This window comes from Kitasatospora sp. NPDC056531, from assembly GCF_042794375.1.
Lineage (GTDB): Bacteria > Actinomycetota > Actinomycetes > Streptomycetales > Streptomycetaceae > Kitasatospora.
Genome location: NZ_JBHTTU010000041.1, coordinates 56,167 through 72,966, shown reverse-complemented (window position 1 = coordinate 72,966; position 16,800 = coordinate 56,167). Strand labels below are relative to the sequence as shown.

The window sequence follows — 16,800 nt, the reverse complement described above, 5'->3', positions numbered from 1 at the left end:
CGTCCAGAAGGACCTGGTCATCGACAACCAGTGGAACGTCCTCGACTTCGCCCAGCAGGCCCCCGCCCTGACCGGCGGCAACGTCGAGTTCAACAACACGGCCATGTTCGCCAACCCGGTCGGGTCGACCCAGATCGCCAAGTGCAACACCCCGAGCTGGTCCGGCGCCACCAAGGGCGTCGCCTTCAAGGGCTGCGACATCGTCAGCTTCCCGGCCGGCACCACCCCGGTCATGGTCGGCTACGGCGACTCGACCGACATCACCAAGGTCCAGGCCGCCTGGACGAAGTGACGTTCCGTCGCCACTGAACAGCTGAACAGCTGAACAGCTGAACAAGCGGACGGCCCCGCCACCTCGACAGGTGGCGGGGCCGTCCGCTTCGAGCGGGTCGACTCAGTAGTCCTCGTCGTCGCCCTCGATGGCGGCCTGGCGGCCGCTGGAGAGCGCCTCGAAGGCGAGGAACTCGGCCTCGGCCGCGTCCCGGCCCTTCTGCTTCTCGCGGCGGCGGTCGACCGCCGGGCGCGGGCTCTCGAGGCGGTGGTCCTCACCGCGGCGGCCGAGCATCTCGGCGCCGGCGGCCATGGTCGGCTCCCAGTCGAAGACGACGGCGTTCTCCTCGGGGCCGATGATGACGGTGTCGCCCTCCTGCGCCCCGACCTTCCACAGCTGCTCCTCGACGCCGAGGCGGGCCAGCCGGTCGGCGAGGTAGCCGACGGCCTCGTCGTTGGCGAAGTCGGTCTGGCGGACCCAGCGCTCCGGCTTGACGCCGCGGATGCGGTAGGCGCCGTCCTCCTCGGTGATGGTGAAGCCCGCGTCGTCCACGGCCTTGGGCCGCAGCACGATCCGGGTGGACTCCTCGGCCGGCTTGGCGGCGCGCGCCTCGGCGACGATCTTCGCCACCGCGAAGCTCAGCTCGCGCAGGCCCTTGCGGGAGGCGGCGGAGACCTCGAACACCTGGTAGCCGCGCTCCTCCAGCGAGGCCCGGGTGAGGTCGGCGATGTCCTGGCCGTCCGGCACGTCCACCTTGTTGAGCGCGACCAGGCGCGGGCGGTCGTCCAGGCCGCCGTACTCGGCGAGCTCGGCCTCGATGGTCTCCAGGTCGGTCAGCGGGTCCCGGCCGGGCTCCAGGGTGGCGCAGTCCAGCACGTGCACCAGCACCGAGCAGCGCTCGACGTGCCGCAGGAACTCCAGGCCCAGGCCGCGGCCCTGGCTGGCGCCCGGGATCAGACCGGGCACGTCCGCGATGGTGTAGACGGTGTCACCCGCGGTGACCACGCCGAGGTTGGGGATCAGGGTGGTGAACGGGTAGTCCGCGATCTTCGGCTTGGCGGCGGAGAGCACCGAGATCAGCGAGGACTTGCCGGCGCTCGGGTAGCCGACCAGGGCCACGTCGGCGACGGACTTGAGCTCCATCACGATGTCGCGGGCCTCGCCGGGCTCGCCGAGCAGCGCGAAGCCGGGGGCCTTGCGACGGGCCGAGGCCAGCGCGGCGTTGCCGAGGCCGCCGCGGCCGCCCTGGGCGGCGACGAAGCTGGTGCCGTGCCCGACCAGGTCGGCCAGCACGTTGCCCTGGCGGTCCAGCACCACGGTGCCGTCCGGCACCAGCAGGACGAGGTCCTCGCCGTCGGCGCCGGTGCGGTTGCCGCCCGCTCCGGGCTTGCCGTTGGTGGCCTTGCGCTTGGGCGAGTGGTGGTACTCGAGCAGCGTGGTGACCTGCGAGTCCACGGTGAGGATGACGCTGCCGCCCTCGCCGCCGTTGCCGCCGTCCGGTCCGCCGAGCGGCTTGAACTTCTCGCGGTGCACGGAGGCGCAGCCGTGGCCTCCGTTACCCGCGGCGACGTGGAGTTCGACGCGGTCCACGAAGGTGGTCATGGGATGTGCCTCCAGTACGGATGAGTCTTGCTTGTTGCGTAAAGCCGAAAGGTGGACCGGAACATTCCGGCCCACCCTTCAGTGTGAGTCTGATCCGACTCGTGAGTCCGCTCGGACTCAGGCCTCGACGGCCACGATGTTGACGACCTTGCGGCCGCGACGGTTGCCGAACTGCACCGCACCGGCGGTCAGCGCGAACAGGGTGTCGTCGCCACCACGGCCGACACCGGCACCCGGGTGGAAGTGGGTGCCGCGCTGGCGGACGAGGATCTCGCCGGCGGAGACGACCTGGCCGCCGAAGCGCTTCACGCCGAGGCGCTGGGCGTTCGAGTCACGGCCGTTGCGGGTAGAGCTTGCGCCCTTCTTGTGTGCCATATCTCGCTATCCCCTTACTTGCTGACCGAGTCGATGCTGGTGATGCGCACCGCGGTGTGCTTCTGACGGTGACCCTGACGACGGCGGTAGCCGGTCTTGTTCTTGTAGCGCAGGATGACGATCTTGTCGCCCTTGGTCTGGTCGACCACCTCGGCGTGAGCCTTCACGCCGGCCAGGACCCACGGGTCGGAGGTGACGGCGTCACCGTCGACGACCAGAATGGTCGAGAGCTCCACCGAGTCACCCGGCTTGGCCTCGATACGGTCGATCTCCAGCACGTCGCCGACGGCGACCTTGTGCTGGCGGCCGCCTGCGCGAACGATCGCGTACATGCGGTACCTACTTTCCCAACTCGGTCGGAACTCCCGACGCCAGCCACCTGGGTACGGACACAGGGGCCTCCTCCCGTTCGCTCCGCGCGGACGCGGGGTTTCGGGAAGGTGATGTGCTCGGGAGCGTGGCGTAGACACGCCGATGGTCAAGAATACGGACCGGCCGCCCGAGGGGCAAACCGGCACGTACGGCCCGGGGGCGGGATGGCCCCGCCCCCGGGCACGGGCACTACTCGGCCGCCGTATCACCCTCGGCGGCCGCGGCCTTCTTGGCCGCCGCGCTCGTCCGCTTGGTCGCGGTCTTGCGGGCGGTGGTCTTCTTGGCCGCCGTGGTCGTCTTCTTGGCGGCGGTCTTCTTCGCGGCGGTCTTGCGGGCGGCCCGCTTCTTCGGCGCCGGGGCCTCCTCGGCGGGCGCCTCCTCCGCGACCGGGGCCTCGGCGGGCTCGGCGGCCGGGGTCTCGACGACCACGGCCTCCGCGACGACGGCCTCCTCGGCGGCCTCGGGCTGCGCCTGCGCGACGGCCTCCACGACCGCCTCGGCGGCGGTCTCGGCGGCCGGGGCGGCGGCGGCCAGGGCCGCCTCCAGCGCCGCGTCCGCCTTCGCCTGCAGCACCACGATCTCGGCGGCCTGCGGCGCGCCCGCCGGAGCCGTCGCCTTGCGCACCGCGCGGCGACGGGTACGGCCCGCCGGAGCGGCGGCCGGGGCCTCGGCCACCGGGGCCGGCTCGGCCTTCGGGGCCTCGACCGGCGTGGTCTCGGCAGCCGGGGCCTCGACGCCCGGAACCTCCAGGGCCAGCTGGCCCTCGATCTCCTCGCGCACCGGCTCGGCGGCCTCCACCACGGCCTCAGCGGCCTCCAGGACCGCCTCGGCCGCCGCGGCCTCGACGGCCTGCGGCTCCTCGTGGCCGACCCCGCCCTTGCCCCGGCGACGGCGCTTGCCGCCGCCCGAGACCTCGCCCGCGGCCGGGGCCGGGGCGTGGACGTGGGTGCTCGGCTGCTCCATGTGCACGATCACGCCGCGGCCGTTGCAGTGCACGCAGGCCTCGGAGAAGGACTCCAGCAGGCCCTGGCCGACCCGCTTGCGGGTCATCTGGACCAGGCCCAGCGAGGTGACCTCGGCCACCTGGTGCTTGGTCCGGTCCCGGCCCAGGCACTCCAGCAGGCGGCGCAGCACCAGGTCGCGGTTGGACTCCAGGACCATGTCGATGAAGTCGATCACGATGATGCCGCCGAGGTCGCGCAGCCGCAGCTGGCGCACGATCTCCTCGGCCGCCTCGATGTTGTTCCGGGTGACCGTCTCCTCCAGGTTGCCGCCCTGGCCGACGAACTTCCCGGTGTTGACGTCGATGACGACCATCGCCTCGGTGCGGTCGATCACCAGCGAGCCGCCGCTGGGCAGCCAGACCTTGCGGTCCAGCGCCTTCATCAGCTGCTCGTCGATCCGGTAGGTGGCGAACACGTCCACCTCGGAGGTCCACCGCTGGAGCCGCTCGGCGAGGTCCGGGGCCACGTTGGAGACGTACTCGTGGATGGTCGTCCACGCCTCGTCGCCGGAGACGATGACCTTGGTGAAGTCCTCGTTGAAGATGTCGCGGACGACCCGGACGGTCATGTCCGGCTCGCCGTACAGCAGCGCCGGGGCGTTGCCGGTCGCGGCCTTCTTCTGGATGTCCTCCCACTGCTGCTGGAGGCGCTGGACGTCGCGGGTCAGCTCCTCCTCGGAGGCACCCTCGGCGGCGGTGCGCACGATCACGCCCGCGTCGTCCGGGACGATCTTCTTGAGGATCTGCTTCAGGCGCGCGCGCTCGTTCTCGGGGAGCTTGCGCGAGATGCCGGTCATCGAGCCCTCGGGCACGTACACCAGGTAGCGGCCGGGCAGCGAGATCTGGCTGGTCAGGCGGGCGCCCTTGTGGCCGATCGGGTCCTTGGAGACCTGCACCAGCACGGACTGGCCGGACTTCAGCACCGACTCGATCCGGCGCGGGCCGCCGTGGCCCAGCGCGCCGAAGTTGACCTCACCGGCGTACAGCACCGCGTTGCGGCCCTTGCCGATGTCGACGAACGCGGCCTCCATCGACGGCAGCACGTTCTGGACCTTGCCCAGGTAGACGTTGCCGACGTACGAGGTGGCCTGCTCCTTGTTGACGTAGTGCTCGACCAGCACGCCGTCCTCGAGCACGCCGATCTGGGTCCGCTGGCCGTTCTGGCGCACCACCATGACGCGCTCGACCGACTCGCGGCGGGCCAGGAACTCGGCCTCGGTGATGATCGGCACCCGGCGGCGGCCCAGCTCACGGCCCTCGCGGCGGCGCTGCTTCTTCGCCTCCAGACGGGTCGAGCCCTTGATGGACTGCACCTCGTCCGGGTCGAAGGACGGCTCGGTGGAGCGGCGGCGCGGCTCGCGCACCTTCACGACCGTGCGGACGCCGTCCTCGGTGGTCTCGGCGGTCTCGACGGCACCGGCCTCACCGCTGCGGCGGCGACGGCGGCGACGGCGACGCGACGAGGACAGGCCGGCGGCCAGGTCGTCCTCCTCCTCCTCGTCCTCCTCCTCGGCGACGGCCTCGGCCGGCGCCTCGGCGGCGGGCTGCACGGCCTCGGCGGCCTCGAACTCCTCGGCCTCGCCACGGCGACGGCGGCGGCCGCCGCGACGGCGACGGCGGGACGGACGACCGTCCTCCTCCCACTCGCCCTCGGTCTCGGGAGCGACGGCGGGGGCCTCCGCGGCGGGCGCCTCGACGGCCGGGGCCTCGGCGGGGGCCTTGACCGGCGCCTCGGCGACCGGCGCTGCGGCGACCGGCTTGCGGCGGGTCGGCTCGACCCGGGTACGGACCCGGCGACGGCGGCCGACGCCGCTGTACTCGTACTCTTCCTCTTCGACGCGCTCGGCGGCGGCCGGGGCCTCGACCGGCGCCGGGGCGGCGGCGGGCTGCTGCGGCGCGGACGGCGCGGTGTAGGGGGCTGGCTCCTGGAAGACCGGGGCCTGGAAGATCGCGGTGGCCGGGCGGACCGCGCGGCGGCGCACCCGGTGGGGCGGCTCGGCCTCGGCGGCCGGAGCGGGGGCGGCGGCCGGCTCGGCGGCAACGGGTGCCTCGGCGGCGGCGGCCTGGACGGCCTCCTCGGCGGGCTCCTCCTCGACGGCGGGCTCCTCGGCCGCCGGCTCCTCGACCGGGGCCTCGACCACCGGCGCGGCCTCGACCACGCGACGGCGGCGGGCCCGGCGGGCCGGAGCGGCGGGGGCCTCCTCGGCCACCGGCTCGGCGGCGGGCTCCTCGGCGGGGGCCTCGACCGCGGGCGTCTCGGCGGCGGTCGCACCGGCCGGGGCCTCGGCCCGCTTGCGGGTGCGGCGGGCCCGGACGGGCTTCTCCGCCTTCTCGTCCTTCTTCGCGGCCTTCCCGGCCGGCTGGTCCTTCTCCGCCACCGGGGCCTCGTCGGCCGCCGGCTCGGTGACCACGATCGCGGTCGCCTCCGGCGCACCGGCCGGGGCCTCGGCGCGCTTGCGGGTCCGGCGGGCCCGGACCGGCTTCTCGGCCGCCGGAGCCGGCTCGGCCGCCGGAGCCGCCGCGGCGGGCGCCTCGTGCGTCTCCGCCGGCAGGACCGTCTCGGCCACCTCGGCGGCCGCACCCTGCGGGGTGCCCGCCGGGCGGGACACCGCCCGGCGACGACGGCGCGGCGGCGCGGCGGACGCGCCCTCGCCGCCGGTCGCGGCGGTTTCGTTCTGTTCCGTGGCCGCAGCCTGCTGCGGATCGGTGTTCTCGAGCATGCGGGTGGATCTCCCGTCAGGCCCCCGGGCTCCACATCCGGGCACGGCGCGGCACCAATGGACGGCCGGCATCGCGACGATGCTCGGGCCGGACCCTTTGACGGTGCCGCCGCGCGGACGCGAGGCCGCACAGGGGCTCGTAGTCTCGCTCGGCGCCCCACGCTCGGCGGGGTGTCGAAAGTCTTCTGGTCTGACCAGTCTTCTGAGGTTTTCCCAAGCTGCGCCATCCCCCAACCCCGGGTGGCTCCCGGACGGGGCCCCGGGCCCACCGACCGTCCTGGTCGGCGGGCCCCGAGTGGCCGGCCTGTGCTGCGACGACGCTCGCTCCCCTGGGGAGCCGCGGGAACCCTGGAGGACCGTCGGGCCCAGTGAGGCACTGGACCCGGCCTCCGCCCACTAGGCGGACGCGGTAGCGCGCGGCCCGCCGGCCGTTTCTCAGCCGGCCGGGGCCGCGGCGCGGTCGAGCGCCAGCGGGTCGGTCACCGTGCCGGACTCCTCGTCGAGCGGCCCCTGCGCCAGCCTGGTCACCTCTGCGGGGACCGGCGGCGCCAGGTCGGCCGTCGCACGGAGACCGGACAATACGTCGTCGGGTCGTACGGCGGGTGTGGCGTGTCGTACTACCAGGCGCAGTATCGCACAGGGACGGCCGGTCCGAACATCGCGGTCGGTTCCGGAGGCTGTGTCCGCACCGCCGTCGACCTGCGGCTCGACGACCGCGAGTGCGGCCACCGCACCGCGCGCGTCGAAGACCCGCACGCCGTTCTTGGTCCGGCGCTCGACCTCGACCATCTCCTCGGCGAGGAACTTCTCCACCGCCTGGACCGCCTGGGCCGGCTCGACGCCGTCCAGCCGGACCAGCCACTCGGAGGCCTCCAGGCGCTCCACGAAGTTCGGCGTGCGGACCTCGACCGCGTCGATCACGTCCAGGCCCGTCGGCAGCGAGCCGTCCAGCTGCGCCCGCAGCTGCTCGGGGTCGCGCGCGGCGGCCAGACCGATCTCCAGGTACTCCGCCTCGCTCGCCACCCCGGTCGGGGCCGCGTTGGCGTAGGAGACCTTCGGGTGCGGGGTGAAGCCGGCCGAATAGGCCATCGGAACGGCGGACCGGCGCAGGGCGCGCTCGAAGGCGCGCTGGAAGTCGCGGTGGCTGGTGAAGCGGAGCCGGCCGCGCTTGGTGTAGCGGAGACGAATCCGCTGCACCGTCGGCGCGGGCGGCGGACCGTCGGGCGTACGGCGTGCCAGGGTCGCTCAGTCCTTTAGTCAATTGTCCCCGTCCGGCGCGGCGCGTTCCCGCCACTGTCCGGACTCTGTCACCTCAAAGGGTACGCGCCCCGCCGCACCCCTCGCTCCGCCCCAGGTCAGCCACACCCCTCGGCCCCCACCCGGAACGCGCCGAGCGGGGGCCGAGAAGTGTACGACGCCTACTTGTTGACGACCGTCAGCGGCAGCATCTTCTTGCCGGTGGGGCCGATCTGGATGCTCGTCTGCATCTGGGGGCACACGCCGCAGTCGAAGCACGGGGTCCAGCGGCAGTCGTCGACCTCGACCTCCTCCAGGGCGTCCTGCCAGTCCTCCCACAGCCAGTCCTTGTCGAGGCCGCTGTCCAGGTGGTCCCAGGGCAGCACCTCCTCGTAGGAGCGCTCGCGGGTGGTGTACCAGTCGACGTCGACGCCGGTGCCGGCCAGGCCCTTGTCGGCGCAGGCCATCCAGCGGTCGTACGAGAAGTACTCGCGCCAGCCGTCGAAGCGGCCGCCGTCCTCGTAGACGGCGCGGATGATGGCGCCGACCCGGCGGTCGCCGCGGGAGAGCAGGCCCTCGACGATGCCCGGCTTGCCGTCGTGGTAGCGGTAGCCGATGTTCTTGCCGTACTTGCGGTCGCCGCGGATCGAGTCGCGCAGCTTGGCCAGGCGGGCGTCGGTGGCCTCGGCGGACAACTGCGGGGCCCACTGGAACGGGGTGTGCGGCTTGGGCACGAACCCGCCGATGGAGACGGTGCAGCGGATGTCGTTCTGGCCGGTGACCTCTCGGCCCTTCTGGATGACGTTCTTCGCCATCTCGCCGATCTGGAGCACGTCCTCGTCGGTCTCGGTGGGCAGGCCGCACATGAAGTACAGCTTCACCTGGCGCCAGCCGTTGCCGTAGGCGGTGGCGACGGTGCGGATCAGGTCCTCCTCCGACACCATCTTGTTGATCACCTTGCGCATGCGCTCACTGCCGCCCTCGGGGGCGAAGGTGAGGCCCGAGCGGCGCCCGTTGCGGGACAGCTCGTTGGCGAGGTCGATGTTGAAGGCGTCGACGCGGGTGGACGGCAGCGACAGACCGATCTTGTCCTCGGTGTAGCGGTCGGCCAGGCCCTTGGCGATGTCGCCGATCTCGGTGTGGTCGGCGCTGGACAGCGACAGCAGGCCGACCTCCTCGAAGCCGGTCGCCTTCAGCCCGCGCTCGACCATCTCGCCGATGCCGGTGATGCTTCGCTCCCGCACGGGGCGCGTGATCATGCCGGCCTGGCAGAAGCGGCAGCCGCGGGTGCAGCCGCGGAAGATCTCCACGGACATCCGCTCGTGCACCGTCTCCGCGAGGGGGACCAGCGGCTGCTTCGGGTACGGCCACTCGTCCAGGTCCATCACGGTGTGCTTGGACACCCGCCACGGCACGCCCGGGGCGTTCGGCACGACGCGGCCGATCCGGCCGTCGGCCAGGTACTCCACGTCGTAGAACTTCGGGACGTACACCCCGCCGGTACGGGCCAGGCGCAGCAGCAGCTCGTCGCGCCCGCCGGGGCGGCCCTCGGCCTTCCAGGCGCGGATGATCTCGGTGATGTCGAGCACGGCCTGCTCGCCGTCGCCGATCACCGCGCAGTCCAGGAAGTCCGCGATCGGCTCCGGGTTGAAGGCCGCGTGGCCGCCGGCCAGGACGATCGGGTCCTCGTCCGTGCGGTCCTTGGCCTCCAGCGGGATGCCGGCCAGGTCGAGCGCGGTCAGCATGTTGGTGTAGCCGAGCTCGGTGGAGAACGACAGCCCGAAGACGTCGAAGGCCTTCACCGGGCGGTGGGCGTCCACGGTGAACTGCGGGACGCCGTGCTCACGCATCAGCGCCTCGAGGTCCGGCCAGACGCTGTAGGTGCGCTCGGCGAGCACGCCCTCGCGCTCGTTGAGCACCTCGTAGAGGATCATGACGCCCTGGTTTGGCAGCCCGACCTCGTAGGCGTCGGGGTACATCAGCGCCCAGCGGACGTCGCAGGCGTCCCAGTCCTTGACGGTCGAGTTGAGCTCGCCGCCGACGTACTGGATCGGCTTCTGGACGTGCGGGAGGAGGGCCTCCAGGCGTGGGAAGACCGATTCGACAGTCATGTACTAGGAACCCTTACGACGTGATTCGGTGCCGCGAGCCGGCACGGGAGGGGTGACCCTCAAGGGTAGCCCAATCCGGGGAACGGCCCGTCTGCCCGGGATCCCCGCCGGAACCGGACCCGGCCGACCCTGCCCGAACCGGGCCCGGCCGACCCCCGGTGCGCTCCGGCGCGATCCGCCCCGCCCGCACCCACCCGTACCCGCCCCGGCACGCACGGTGCGCGCCCGCAGCCCGGCGCCGTCCGCCGTTGACACGCCCGGACGGCCCGTGCGGTACTGACAGCGCCCTACCCAAGGCCCTGCACCCCTTCCGGAGACAGGAGTTGGGTCGTACGCTCGGCCAACGCCGACTCCCCCGGCGGCCCGTCTCGCCCAGCACGACCTCCCCCGTCCCCCGCGAGGCCCCCTCCCCCGGCCCCGCAGAGCCCGTCCCCGGCCCGCAGGCCGCGTCCGGCGGCGCGGCACGCCCGCGCCCCGGCGGCCGTACGACCGGTCGCAAGGAGAACCATGACCGACACCGGTCGACGGGTCCGGCCCCTGCGGATCCTCGACACCGGGCCGGCCCGCTACCCCACGCAGGCCCAGGCCGAATCCGCGGCCCGACGGCTCGCCCTGCGCCGCCCGGACCGCTGCCGGCTGCGCGAGGTCGGCCGTTCCCGGGCCGGGCGCCCGCTGCTGCTGCTCTCGGTCGACCGCGGCCCCCGCGCCGTCCTGGTGGTGGGCGGGCCGCACCCCAACGAGCCGATCGGCACCGCCGCCGCGGTCCGCCTCGCCGAGGTGCTGCTGGAGCGCCCCGCCCGGCCCGGCCTGTCCTGGCACCTGCTGCTCTGCCTGGACCCGGACGGCGCCGCGCTGAACGCCGACTGGCTGGACGGCCCGCTGACCATGGGCCGCCACTACGAGCACTTCTTCCGGCCCGCCTTCGAGGAGCAGCCCGAGCTGCTGCCCGCGCCCGGCTCCGGCCGCCCGCCGATGCCGGAGAGCCTGGCGCTGACCGGGCTGATCGACGAGCTGCGCCCGTTCCTGCAGTGCTCGCTGCACGGGGTGGACTTCGGCGGCGCCTTCGTCCAGCTGACCGGCCCGGTGCCGGGCCTGTCCGAGCGCTTCGCCCGCTCCGCCGACCGGGCCGGCCTCCCGCTCGACGTGGACTCCTACGACGCCATCGGCTGGGCCAGCCCCGCCCCCGGCACCTACCTGATGCCGAGGCCCGGCAGCGAGGGCACCTCGCGGGCGCTGCCGGACGAGCCCGAGCTGTCCACCTGGTCCTACGCGGCCCGGTACGGCGCGGTCACCGCCGTCCTGGAGGTCCCGATGTGGGCGGTGGACGCGGTCGGCGACGCCCGCCCGCACCCGGCCGGGCCGCAGGCCGTCGGCGAGGCCGCCCGCGACCTGACCGCGCGCACCGCGGAGCTCAGCACGCTGCTCGCCCTGGTCCCGGCGCAGGCCCGGGAGGCGCACGGCGCGCTGGTGCGCACCGCCGAGTTCAACCTGGCGGTCGCCCCGCGGGTCGCCGACGAGTGGTTGGAGCTGTGGTGCCCGCGCCCGCTGAGCGTCTCCCGGGCGACCACCGCCGGACTGGTCGCCGCCCGGCTGCCGCTGCGGGTCGCCTCGATCCTGCTGCGCCTGCTCGCGGACGCCCACGGCCCGGCCGCCGAGGCCGCCCGGGAGCGCGCCCGCGCCGTGGTCGCCGACAGCCTGGACCGGCTGCGTCACCGCTTCGGCGCCCGCTGGGTCCCGGTGCAGGAGCAGCTGGCCCACCAGACCCGGGCGGTGCTCACCGCCGCCGACTGCCTGCTCCACCCGTCCTGACGAACCGCCAACTCGCTTTCAACGCAAGGGAAAAGGGCCGGTCCGGGACGAACCCGGACCGGCCCCGACAGCAGGCGGGCTCAGGCCGCTATCGGCCGCTGGCTGCGTACCGCCTGGAGCAGCCCGACCCCGATCCAGACCGCGAACATCGAGGAGCCGCCGTAGGAGACGAAGGGCAGCGGGATGCCCGCGACCGGCATGATGCCCAGGCACATCCCGATGTTCTCGAAGGCCTGGAAGGAGAACCAGGCGATGATCCCGGCCGCCACGACCGTCCCGTACAGGTCGGTCGCCTGGCGGGCGATCCGGCAGGCGCGCCACAGGATCACGCCGATCAGTCCGATTATCGCGAGCGCGCCGACGAAGCCCAGCTCCTCACCGGCGACGGTGAACACGAAGTCGGTCTGCTGCTCCGGCACGAACTGCCCGACGGTCTGCGTCCCGTGGAACAGCCCCTTGCCGGTCAGTCCGCCCGAGCCGATCGCGATCCGGGCCTGCGCGGTGTTGTAGCCGACGCCGTTCGGGTCGAGCTGCGGGTTGGCGAAGGCGGCGAAGCGGTCGATCTGGTACTGGCTCAGCAGTCCGAGCTTCCAGATCGCGATGCTGCCGCCGACGCCGGCCGCGAGGATGCCGAGCACCCAGCGGTTGGCCGCGCCGGAGCCGAGCAGGATGCCGAGCACGATCGCGGACATCACCATGGTCGACCCGGCGTCCGGCATCAGCAGCACCAGGCCCATCGGCAGGCAGGCCCAGATCAGACCGCGGAACACCGCGCGGTGCGAGGGGAACTCCCGCTCCCCCGCGTCCACCTGGTCCGACAGCACGACCGCCATCGACAGCACGATCCCGAGCTTCGCGAACTCGGCGGGCTGGATCGAGAAGCCGCCGCCGAGCTGGATCCACGAGTGCGCGCCGTTGACGGTCGAGCCGATCGGGCTGAGCGTCGCCAGCAGCAGCAGGATCACGGCGACGTAGACGAACGGCACCAGGGTGCGGACACGCCGGGCTCCTATCGCTATCACCACGGCGCACAGCACCAGGCCGACCACGAAGTTGGTCAGGTGCCGGTAGAGGAAGTACTGCGGGTCCCCGTGGGTGAGGTTGTCACGACCGCGGGTGGCCGACCAGACCAGCAGCGAGCTGCCGAGCGAGAGTGCCAGCGCGGCCAGCAGCAGTATCCAGTCCAGCCGCCACAGCGGCGAGTCCTTGGCCAGGGCCTTGGAGACCCCGGTGCGCTGCGGGCTCAACCGCAGCTGCCGGTACGAGCCGTAGGAGGTCATGCCCGTCCCCTTCCCGCGCGGTTCGGTTCGAGCGCGGCATCGGCCGCGGTGTACGGCACGGGGCTGTCGGACGGCGGCGCCGGATCGAGCCAGGCCGTCGCGGGAGCCGCGTCCGCCTGGGCGAACTGAACGGGCTGCACGGCCTGAACGGGCTGGACGGCCTGAACGGGCTGCGCCGAGCCGGCGGCCGGCAGCACCGGGGCCGGGGCGACCGCGCCCGGCGCCGGGTCGACCGTGTACGAGGCCGGCTTGATGATCGCGGTGCCGTCCTGGTTGAACTTCGGCAGCTCGGTCTGCGGCGTCGGCAGCAGCGCCTTGCCGTTGTCGATGTTGCCCTTGTCGTCCACGCCGTACAGCGCCTGGTAGATCCGGCGGATGGCGTCACCGGAACCGCCGGAGCCGGTGCCGCCCTGGCTGATCGTCATGACGATCGCGTAGTCCTTGCTGTACGTGTCCAGCCACGACGTGGTCTGCTTGCCCTCGACCTCGGCGGTGCCGGTCTTGGCGTGCAGCTCGATCTTGTCCTGCGGCCAGCCGTTGAACTTCCAGGCGGCGGTACCGCTGGTGATGACGCCCGCGGTGGCCTGGTTGATGTAGCTGAGCAGCTTCTGGTCGCCGGGGAACTTGGCGTCCTCGTGCGGGGCGATCTCGCGGACGAGGTCCCCGCTCGGGCTTATCACCGCCTTGGCGATGGTCGGCCGGTAGAAGGTCCCGCCGTTGGCCAGCGCCGAGTAGATGCGAGCCATCTGGACCGGGGTGACGAGCGTGTCGCCCTGGCCGATCGCGTAGTTGACGGCGTCACCGGCACGCATCTGGTAGCCGTCGACGCAGTTCTCCCGGGCGATCTGGTCGGAGAAGCTGTTGCCGCCCTTCTGCGCCTGCGCGCACCAGGCGTCCTTGTTGTTGTCGTAGAAGGACTGCTTCCACTGCCGGTCCGGCACCCGGCCGGTGACCTCGGCCGGCAGGTCGACGCCGGTCTTGGCGCCGAGGCCGAACTGGTGGGCGGCCTTGAAGAACCAGTCACCCGGGTCCTTCTTCGGCTTGATGCCGCCGTCCTTCATCCACTGGTCGTACGCCAGGCCGTAGAAGACGGTGTCGCAGGAGACCTCCAGCGCCTTCTCCAGGGAGATGGAACCGAAGTTCTCGCTCTCGAAGTTCTTGAACTCGCGGCCGCCGATGGTCATGGCCTTCGGGCACGAGTAGGTCCCGTCCAGCGAGTAGCCGGCCTCCACGGCGGCGGTGGTGGAGATGACCTTGAAGGTCGAGCCGGGGGCGGACTGACCCTGTATGGCCCGGTTCAGCAGCGGGAAGTTGGAGTCCTTGCTGGTCAGCGACTGGTAGTCCTTGCCGCTGATGCCGCCCACCCAGAGGTTGGGGTCGTAGGTCGGGGCGCTCGCCATCGCGATGATCCGCCCGGTGTGCACGTCCATCACGACGGCGGCGCCGGAGTCGGCCTCGTAGTTGCGGTTGGTGACCTTGTCGAAGGTGTTCCGGGCGTCGGCCATGGCCTGCGCCAGGTTGTCCTCGACCACCTTCTGCACCCGGGCGTCGATGCTGGTGACCAGGTTGTTGCCGGTCTGCGGGGCGACGGTGCCGGCGGTGCCGATCACCCGGCCGAGGTTGTCCACCGCCAGCTTGGTGATGCCTGCGGTGCCGCGCAGGTCGCGGTCGTACACCGACTCCAGGCCGGCCCGGCCGATCTGGTCGGCCGGCAGGTAGCGGTCCAGGCCGCTCTTGTCGGCGGTCTTGCTGACCTCGTCGTCGGTGACCGGCGAGAGGTAGCCGAGCACCTGGGCCAGGTTGGCGCCCTCGGCGCCGGTGTAGCGGCGCACGGCGGTGGGCTGCGCGGTGATCCCGGGGAAGTCCTCGCGGCGCTCCATTATCTGCATCGCCTGCTGGGTGGTCGCCTCCTTGGTGACCGGGATCGGCTGGTACGGCGATCCGTTCCAGCATGGCTGCGGGGTCTTGGCGTCGCAGAGCCGGACCTTCTCCTGCACGTCCTTGGCCGGCATGCCGAGCACCTCGGCGAGGCGGCCCAGCACCGCCTTGCCGCCGTCCTTCTGCTGCAGCAGCGAGGTACGGCTGACGGACACCACCAGCCGGGCCTCGTTGCCGGCCAGGATCCGCCCGGAGGCGTCCAGGATCTCGCCGCGGACGGACGGCTCGACCACCTCGCGGATGTGGTTGCCGGTCGCCTTGGCGGTGTACTCCTTGGCGTTGCGGATCTGCAGGTACCACAGCCGTCCGCCGAGGGTGGCGAGCAGCGACAGCACCAGGATCTGCAGCACCACCAGACGGATCGTCACCCGCCGGGTTCGGCCGGTCTCGGGGATGTTGCTCACGTCTCGTGCGCTCCAGGGTGCGGGAAAGTCGGGAGTTCGGGGGCCTGGACGGGCCGGTTACGGGCGCCGGGCGAAGCCGGGCACGCGCCGCTTCTTGTACTTCGGGCCGGTCGAGACCTCACGCGTGGTGCGGTAGCGGGACAGCGTGCCGAGGCCCGGTCCGCCCTCGTCGTCGCCGCTGGCCGCGGCCACCGGGTCACGGCCGAAGCGGCGGCCGAGCAGCATCACCAGCGGCACCACGAACGGGGCCAGCAGCAGGTCGTACAGCAGGGCGCTGATCACCAGACCGCCGAGGCCGACGTGCCGGGCCGCGGTGTCGCCGACCAGGGCGCCGACGACCGCGTACAGCAAGGTGGAGGTGATCGCGGCGGCGCCGACCACCAGCAGCGCGCTGGAGACCGAACGCTGGCGGCCGTGCTCGGGGCGCAGCAGCCCGGCGGCGTAGCCCATCAGACAGAGCACCAGGGCGTAGCGGCCGATGGCGTGGTCGGAGGGCGGCGCGAGGTCGGCGAGCAGGCCGGCCGCGAAGCCGACCAGGCAGCCGCCCCTCGGCCCGTAGACCATGGCCAGGCCGACCACGACGAGCAGCAGTATGTCCGGGGTGGCACCCGGGAGCTGGAGCCGGCCGAACACGCTGACCTGGAGGATCAGACCGAGGAGGATCAGTACGGCGGAGACGGGGATGCGGGCGAGGCGCATGGCTCAGTTCCCCCCATTGGGCTTGGCGGGCGGGGTGGCGGGCGCGGTGGGCTGCGGCTGGGCGGGCGCGGCCGGGGCCTGGCTCTGCCCGGGGGTGGGGGCCGGCGGCAGGACGGCATCGCGCGGGTCGGTGCGCGGCGGCACGACCACCACGCCGACCAGGTCCAGCCGGGTGAACTGGACGAAGGGCTCGACCAGGACGGTCTTGGTCAGCTGGCCGGCGTTGGCCTGGACCTCGGTGACCTTGCCGACCGGGACGCCGGGCACGAACGGACGGCCGCTCTGCGAGCCGAAGGTGACCAGCCGGTCGCCGGCCTTGACCTGCGCCTTGCCGTTGAGCAGGGAGACCTTCATCGGGCTGTCGCCGCCGCCGGAGGCGAAGCCGATCTCGCCGCTGCCCTCCAGCCGGGTGCCGGCCGAGAAGCCGGGGTCGGAGGCGAGCAGCACGGTGGCGGTGGTCCGGGCGATGGTGGTGATCCGGCCGACCAGGCCCTGACCGTTGATCACCGTCATGTCGCGGGTGAGGCCGTCGTCGCTGCCGGCGTCGATGGTGATGGTCCAGGAGAAGCCCTGGGCCGGGCCGATCGCGATGACCTGGGCGGCCTTGACGGTGTATCCGCCGACACCGGCGGTGCGCAGCAGGTCGTCCAGCTGCTTGGTGCGACCGCTCGCCATGTCGGAGGAGGCGAGCTTCTGCCGCAGTTCGGTGTTCTCGCGGGCGAGCTGGTCGGTGCGGCCGTTGTGGGTGGCGGCGTCGCGGAAGGCGCGGACGGTGTTGGCCACCGGGTCGACGACGGTGGCGGCGCTGCGCTCGACCGGGCCGAGGACGCTGGCGGCCGCGTGCCGGGCCGGGCCGAGCGGGGAGTCCGCACCGCCCTTGATGTCCACGGTGATGAGCGCGAAGGCGACGGCCACCAGCAGGATGAGCAGCAGCCGGCTCTCTCGTGTGTCCCTCACGGTGCTGGTACTGCCCCTTCGTA

General features: G+C 72.8%; 12 protein-coding genes. 2 read left to right on the top strand and 10 right to left on the bottom strand.

The features are described 5' to 3' along the window. Positions 1–292, top strand: a 292-nt coding sequence (locus ACFQ87_RS28695; RefSeq protein ID WP_380613733.1) for a hypothetical protein, incomplete at its 5' end; no start/stop codon positions are given. A 102-nt stretch (positions 293–394) separates the two neighbouring features. Here ACFQ87_RS28695 and obgE read toward each other — a convergent pair. The 6 genes from obgE to ACFQ87_RS28665 all read right to left on the bottom strand — a co-directional run bounded on the left by obgE (position 395) and on the right by ACFQ87_RS28665 (position 9,690). Then, complete coding sequence (gene obgE / locus ACFQ87_RS28690; RefSeq protein ID WP_380613732.1) at positions 395–1,873, bottom strand: GTPase ObgE; 1,479 nt, start codon at positions 1,871–1,873, stop codon at positions 395–397. Between the two features lie 117 nt (positions 1,874–1,990). Continuing rightward, a complete protein-coding gene (gene rpmA / locus ACFQ87_RS28685) occupies positions 1,991–2,248 on the bottom strand; it encodes a 50S ribosomal protein L27 (protein WP_030058248.1) in 258 nt (85 codons plus the stop codon). A gap of 14 nt (positions 2,249–2,262) precedes the next feature. Further along, entirely contained in the window at positions 2,263–2,580 is a 318-nt protein-coding gene (gene rplU, locus ACFQ87_RS28680; RefSeq protein ID WP_030233759.1) for a 50S ribosomal protein L21, read from the bottom strand. 229 nt (positions 2,581–2,809) lie between these two features. After that, positions 2,810–6,343, bottom strand: a complete 3,534-nt coding sequence (locus ACFQ87_RS28675; protein WP_380613731.1) for a ribonuclease E/G — start codon at positions 6,341–6,343, stop codon at positions 2,810–2,812. Between the two features lie 435 nt (positions 6,344–6,778). Continuing rightward, positions 6,779–7,540, bottom strand: coding sequence for a TIGR03936 family radical SAM-associated protein (locus ACFQ87_RS28670; RefSeq protein WP_380613730.1), 762 nt, complete (start codon positions 7,538–7,540; stop codon positions 6,779–6,781). Between the two features lie 221 nt (positions 7,541–7,761). Continuing rightward, positions 7,762–9,690, bottom strand: a complete 1,929-nt coding sequence (locus ACFQ87_RS28665) for a TIGR03960 family B12-binding radical SAM protein (RefSeq protein WP_380613729.1) — start codon at positions 9,688–9,690, stop codon at positions 7,762–7,764. Between the two features lie 507 nt (positions 9,691–10,197). Here ACFQ87_RS28665 and ACFQ87_RS28660 point away from each other — a divergent pair. Further along, positions 10,198–11,499 (top strand): M14 family zinc carboxypeptidase, encoded by a 1,302-nt coding sequence (locus ACFQ87_RS28660; protein WP_380613728.1) that lies wholly within the window; start codon positions 10,198–10,200, stop codon positions 11,497–11,499. Positions 11,500–11,579: 80 nt separating this feature from the next. On the opposite strand, the gene rodA is transcribed toward ACFQ87_RS28660, so the two are convergent. From rodA to mreC, 4 genes are read right to left on the bottom strand one after another with little or no spacing between them, the layout of a single operon-like run. Beyond that, positions 11,580–12,779, bottom strand: a complete 1,200-nt coding sequence (gene rodA, locus ACFQ87_RS28655; protein ID WP_380613727.1) for a rod shape-determining protein RodA — start codon at positions 12,777–12,779, stop codon at positions 11,580–11,582. After that, complete coding sequence (mrdA, locus tag ACFQ87_RS28650) at positions 12,776–15,121, bottom strand: penicillin-binding protein 2 (RefSeq protein WP_380613726.1); 2,346 nt, start codon at positions 15,119–15,121, stop codon at positions 12,776–12,778. The genes rodA and mrdA overlap by 4 nt, the downstream gene beginning before the upstream one ends. Positions 15,122–15,178: 57 nt before the next feature. Then, entirely contained in the window at positions 15,179–15,820 is a 642-nt protein-coding gene (gene mreD, locus ACFQ87_RS28645; protein ID WP_380613725.1) for a rod shape-determining protein MreD, read from the bottom strand. A 3-nt stretch (positions 15,821–15,823) separates the two neighbouring features. Continuing rightward, positions 15,824–16,777 carry a rod shape-determining protein MreC gene (gene mreC, locus ACFQ87_RS28640; protein ID WP_380613724.1) on the bottom strand — a complete coding sequence of 318 codons (954 nt, stop codon included), beginning with the start codon at positions 16,775–16,777 and terminating at the stop codon, positions 15,824–15,826. Positions 16,778–16,800 lie beyond the last annotated feature (23 nt).

Coding starts and splice junctions, on each gene's coding strand:
- ACFQ87_RS28675 (WP_380613731.1), bottom strand. CDS start 6,343: ATGCTCGAGAACACCGATCCGCAGCAGGCTGCGGCCACGGAACAGAAC.
- ACFQ87_RS28665 (WP_380613729.1), bottom strand. CDS start 9,690: ATGACTGTCGAATCGGTCTTCCCACGCCTGGAGGCCCTCCTCCCGCAC.
- rpmA (WP_030058248.1), bottom strand. CDS start 2,248: ATGGCACACAAGAAGGGCGCAAGCTCTACCCGCAACGGCCGTGACTCG.
- mreD (WP_380613725.1), bottom strand. CDS start 15,820: ATGCGCCTCGCCCGCATCCCCGTCTCCGCCGTACTGATCCTCCTCGGT.
- rodA (WP_380613727.1), bottom strand. CDS start 12,779: ATGACCTCCTACGGCTCGTACCGGCAGCTGCGGTTGAGCCCGCAGCGC.
- obgE (WP_380613732.1), bottom strand. CDS start 1,873: ATGACCACCTTCGTGGACCGCGTCGAACTCCACGTCGCCGCGGGTAAC.
- rplU (WP_030233759.1), bottom strand. CDS start 2,580: ATGTACGCGATCGTTCGCGCAGGCGGCCGCCAGCACAAGGTCGCCGTC.
- ACFQ87_RS28660 (WP_380613728.1), top strand. CDS start 10,198: ATGACCGACACCGGTCGACGGGTCCGGCCCCTGCGGATCCTCGACACC.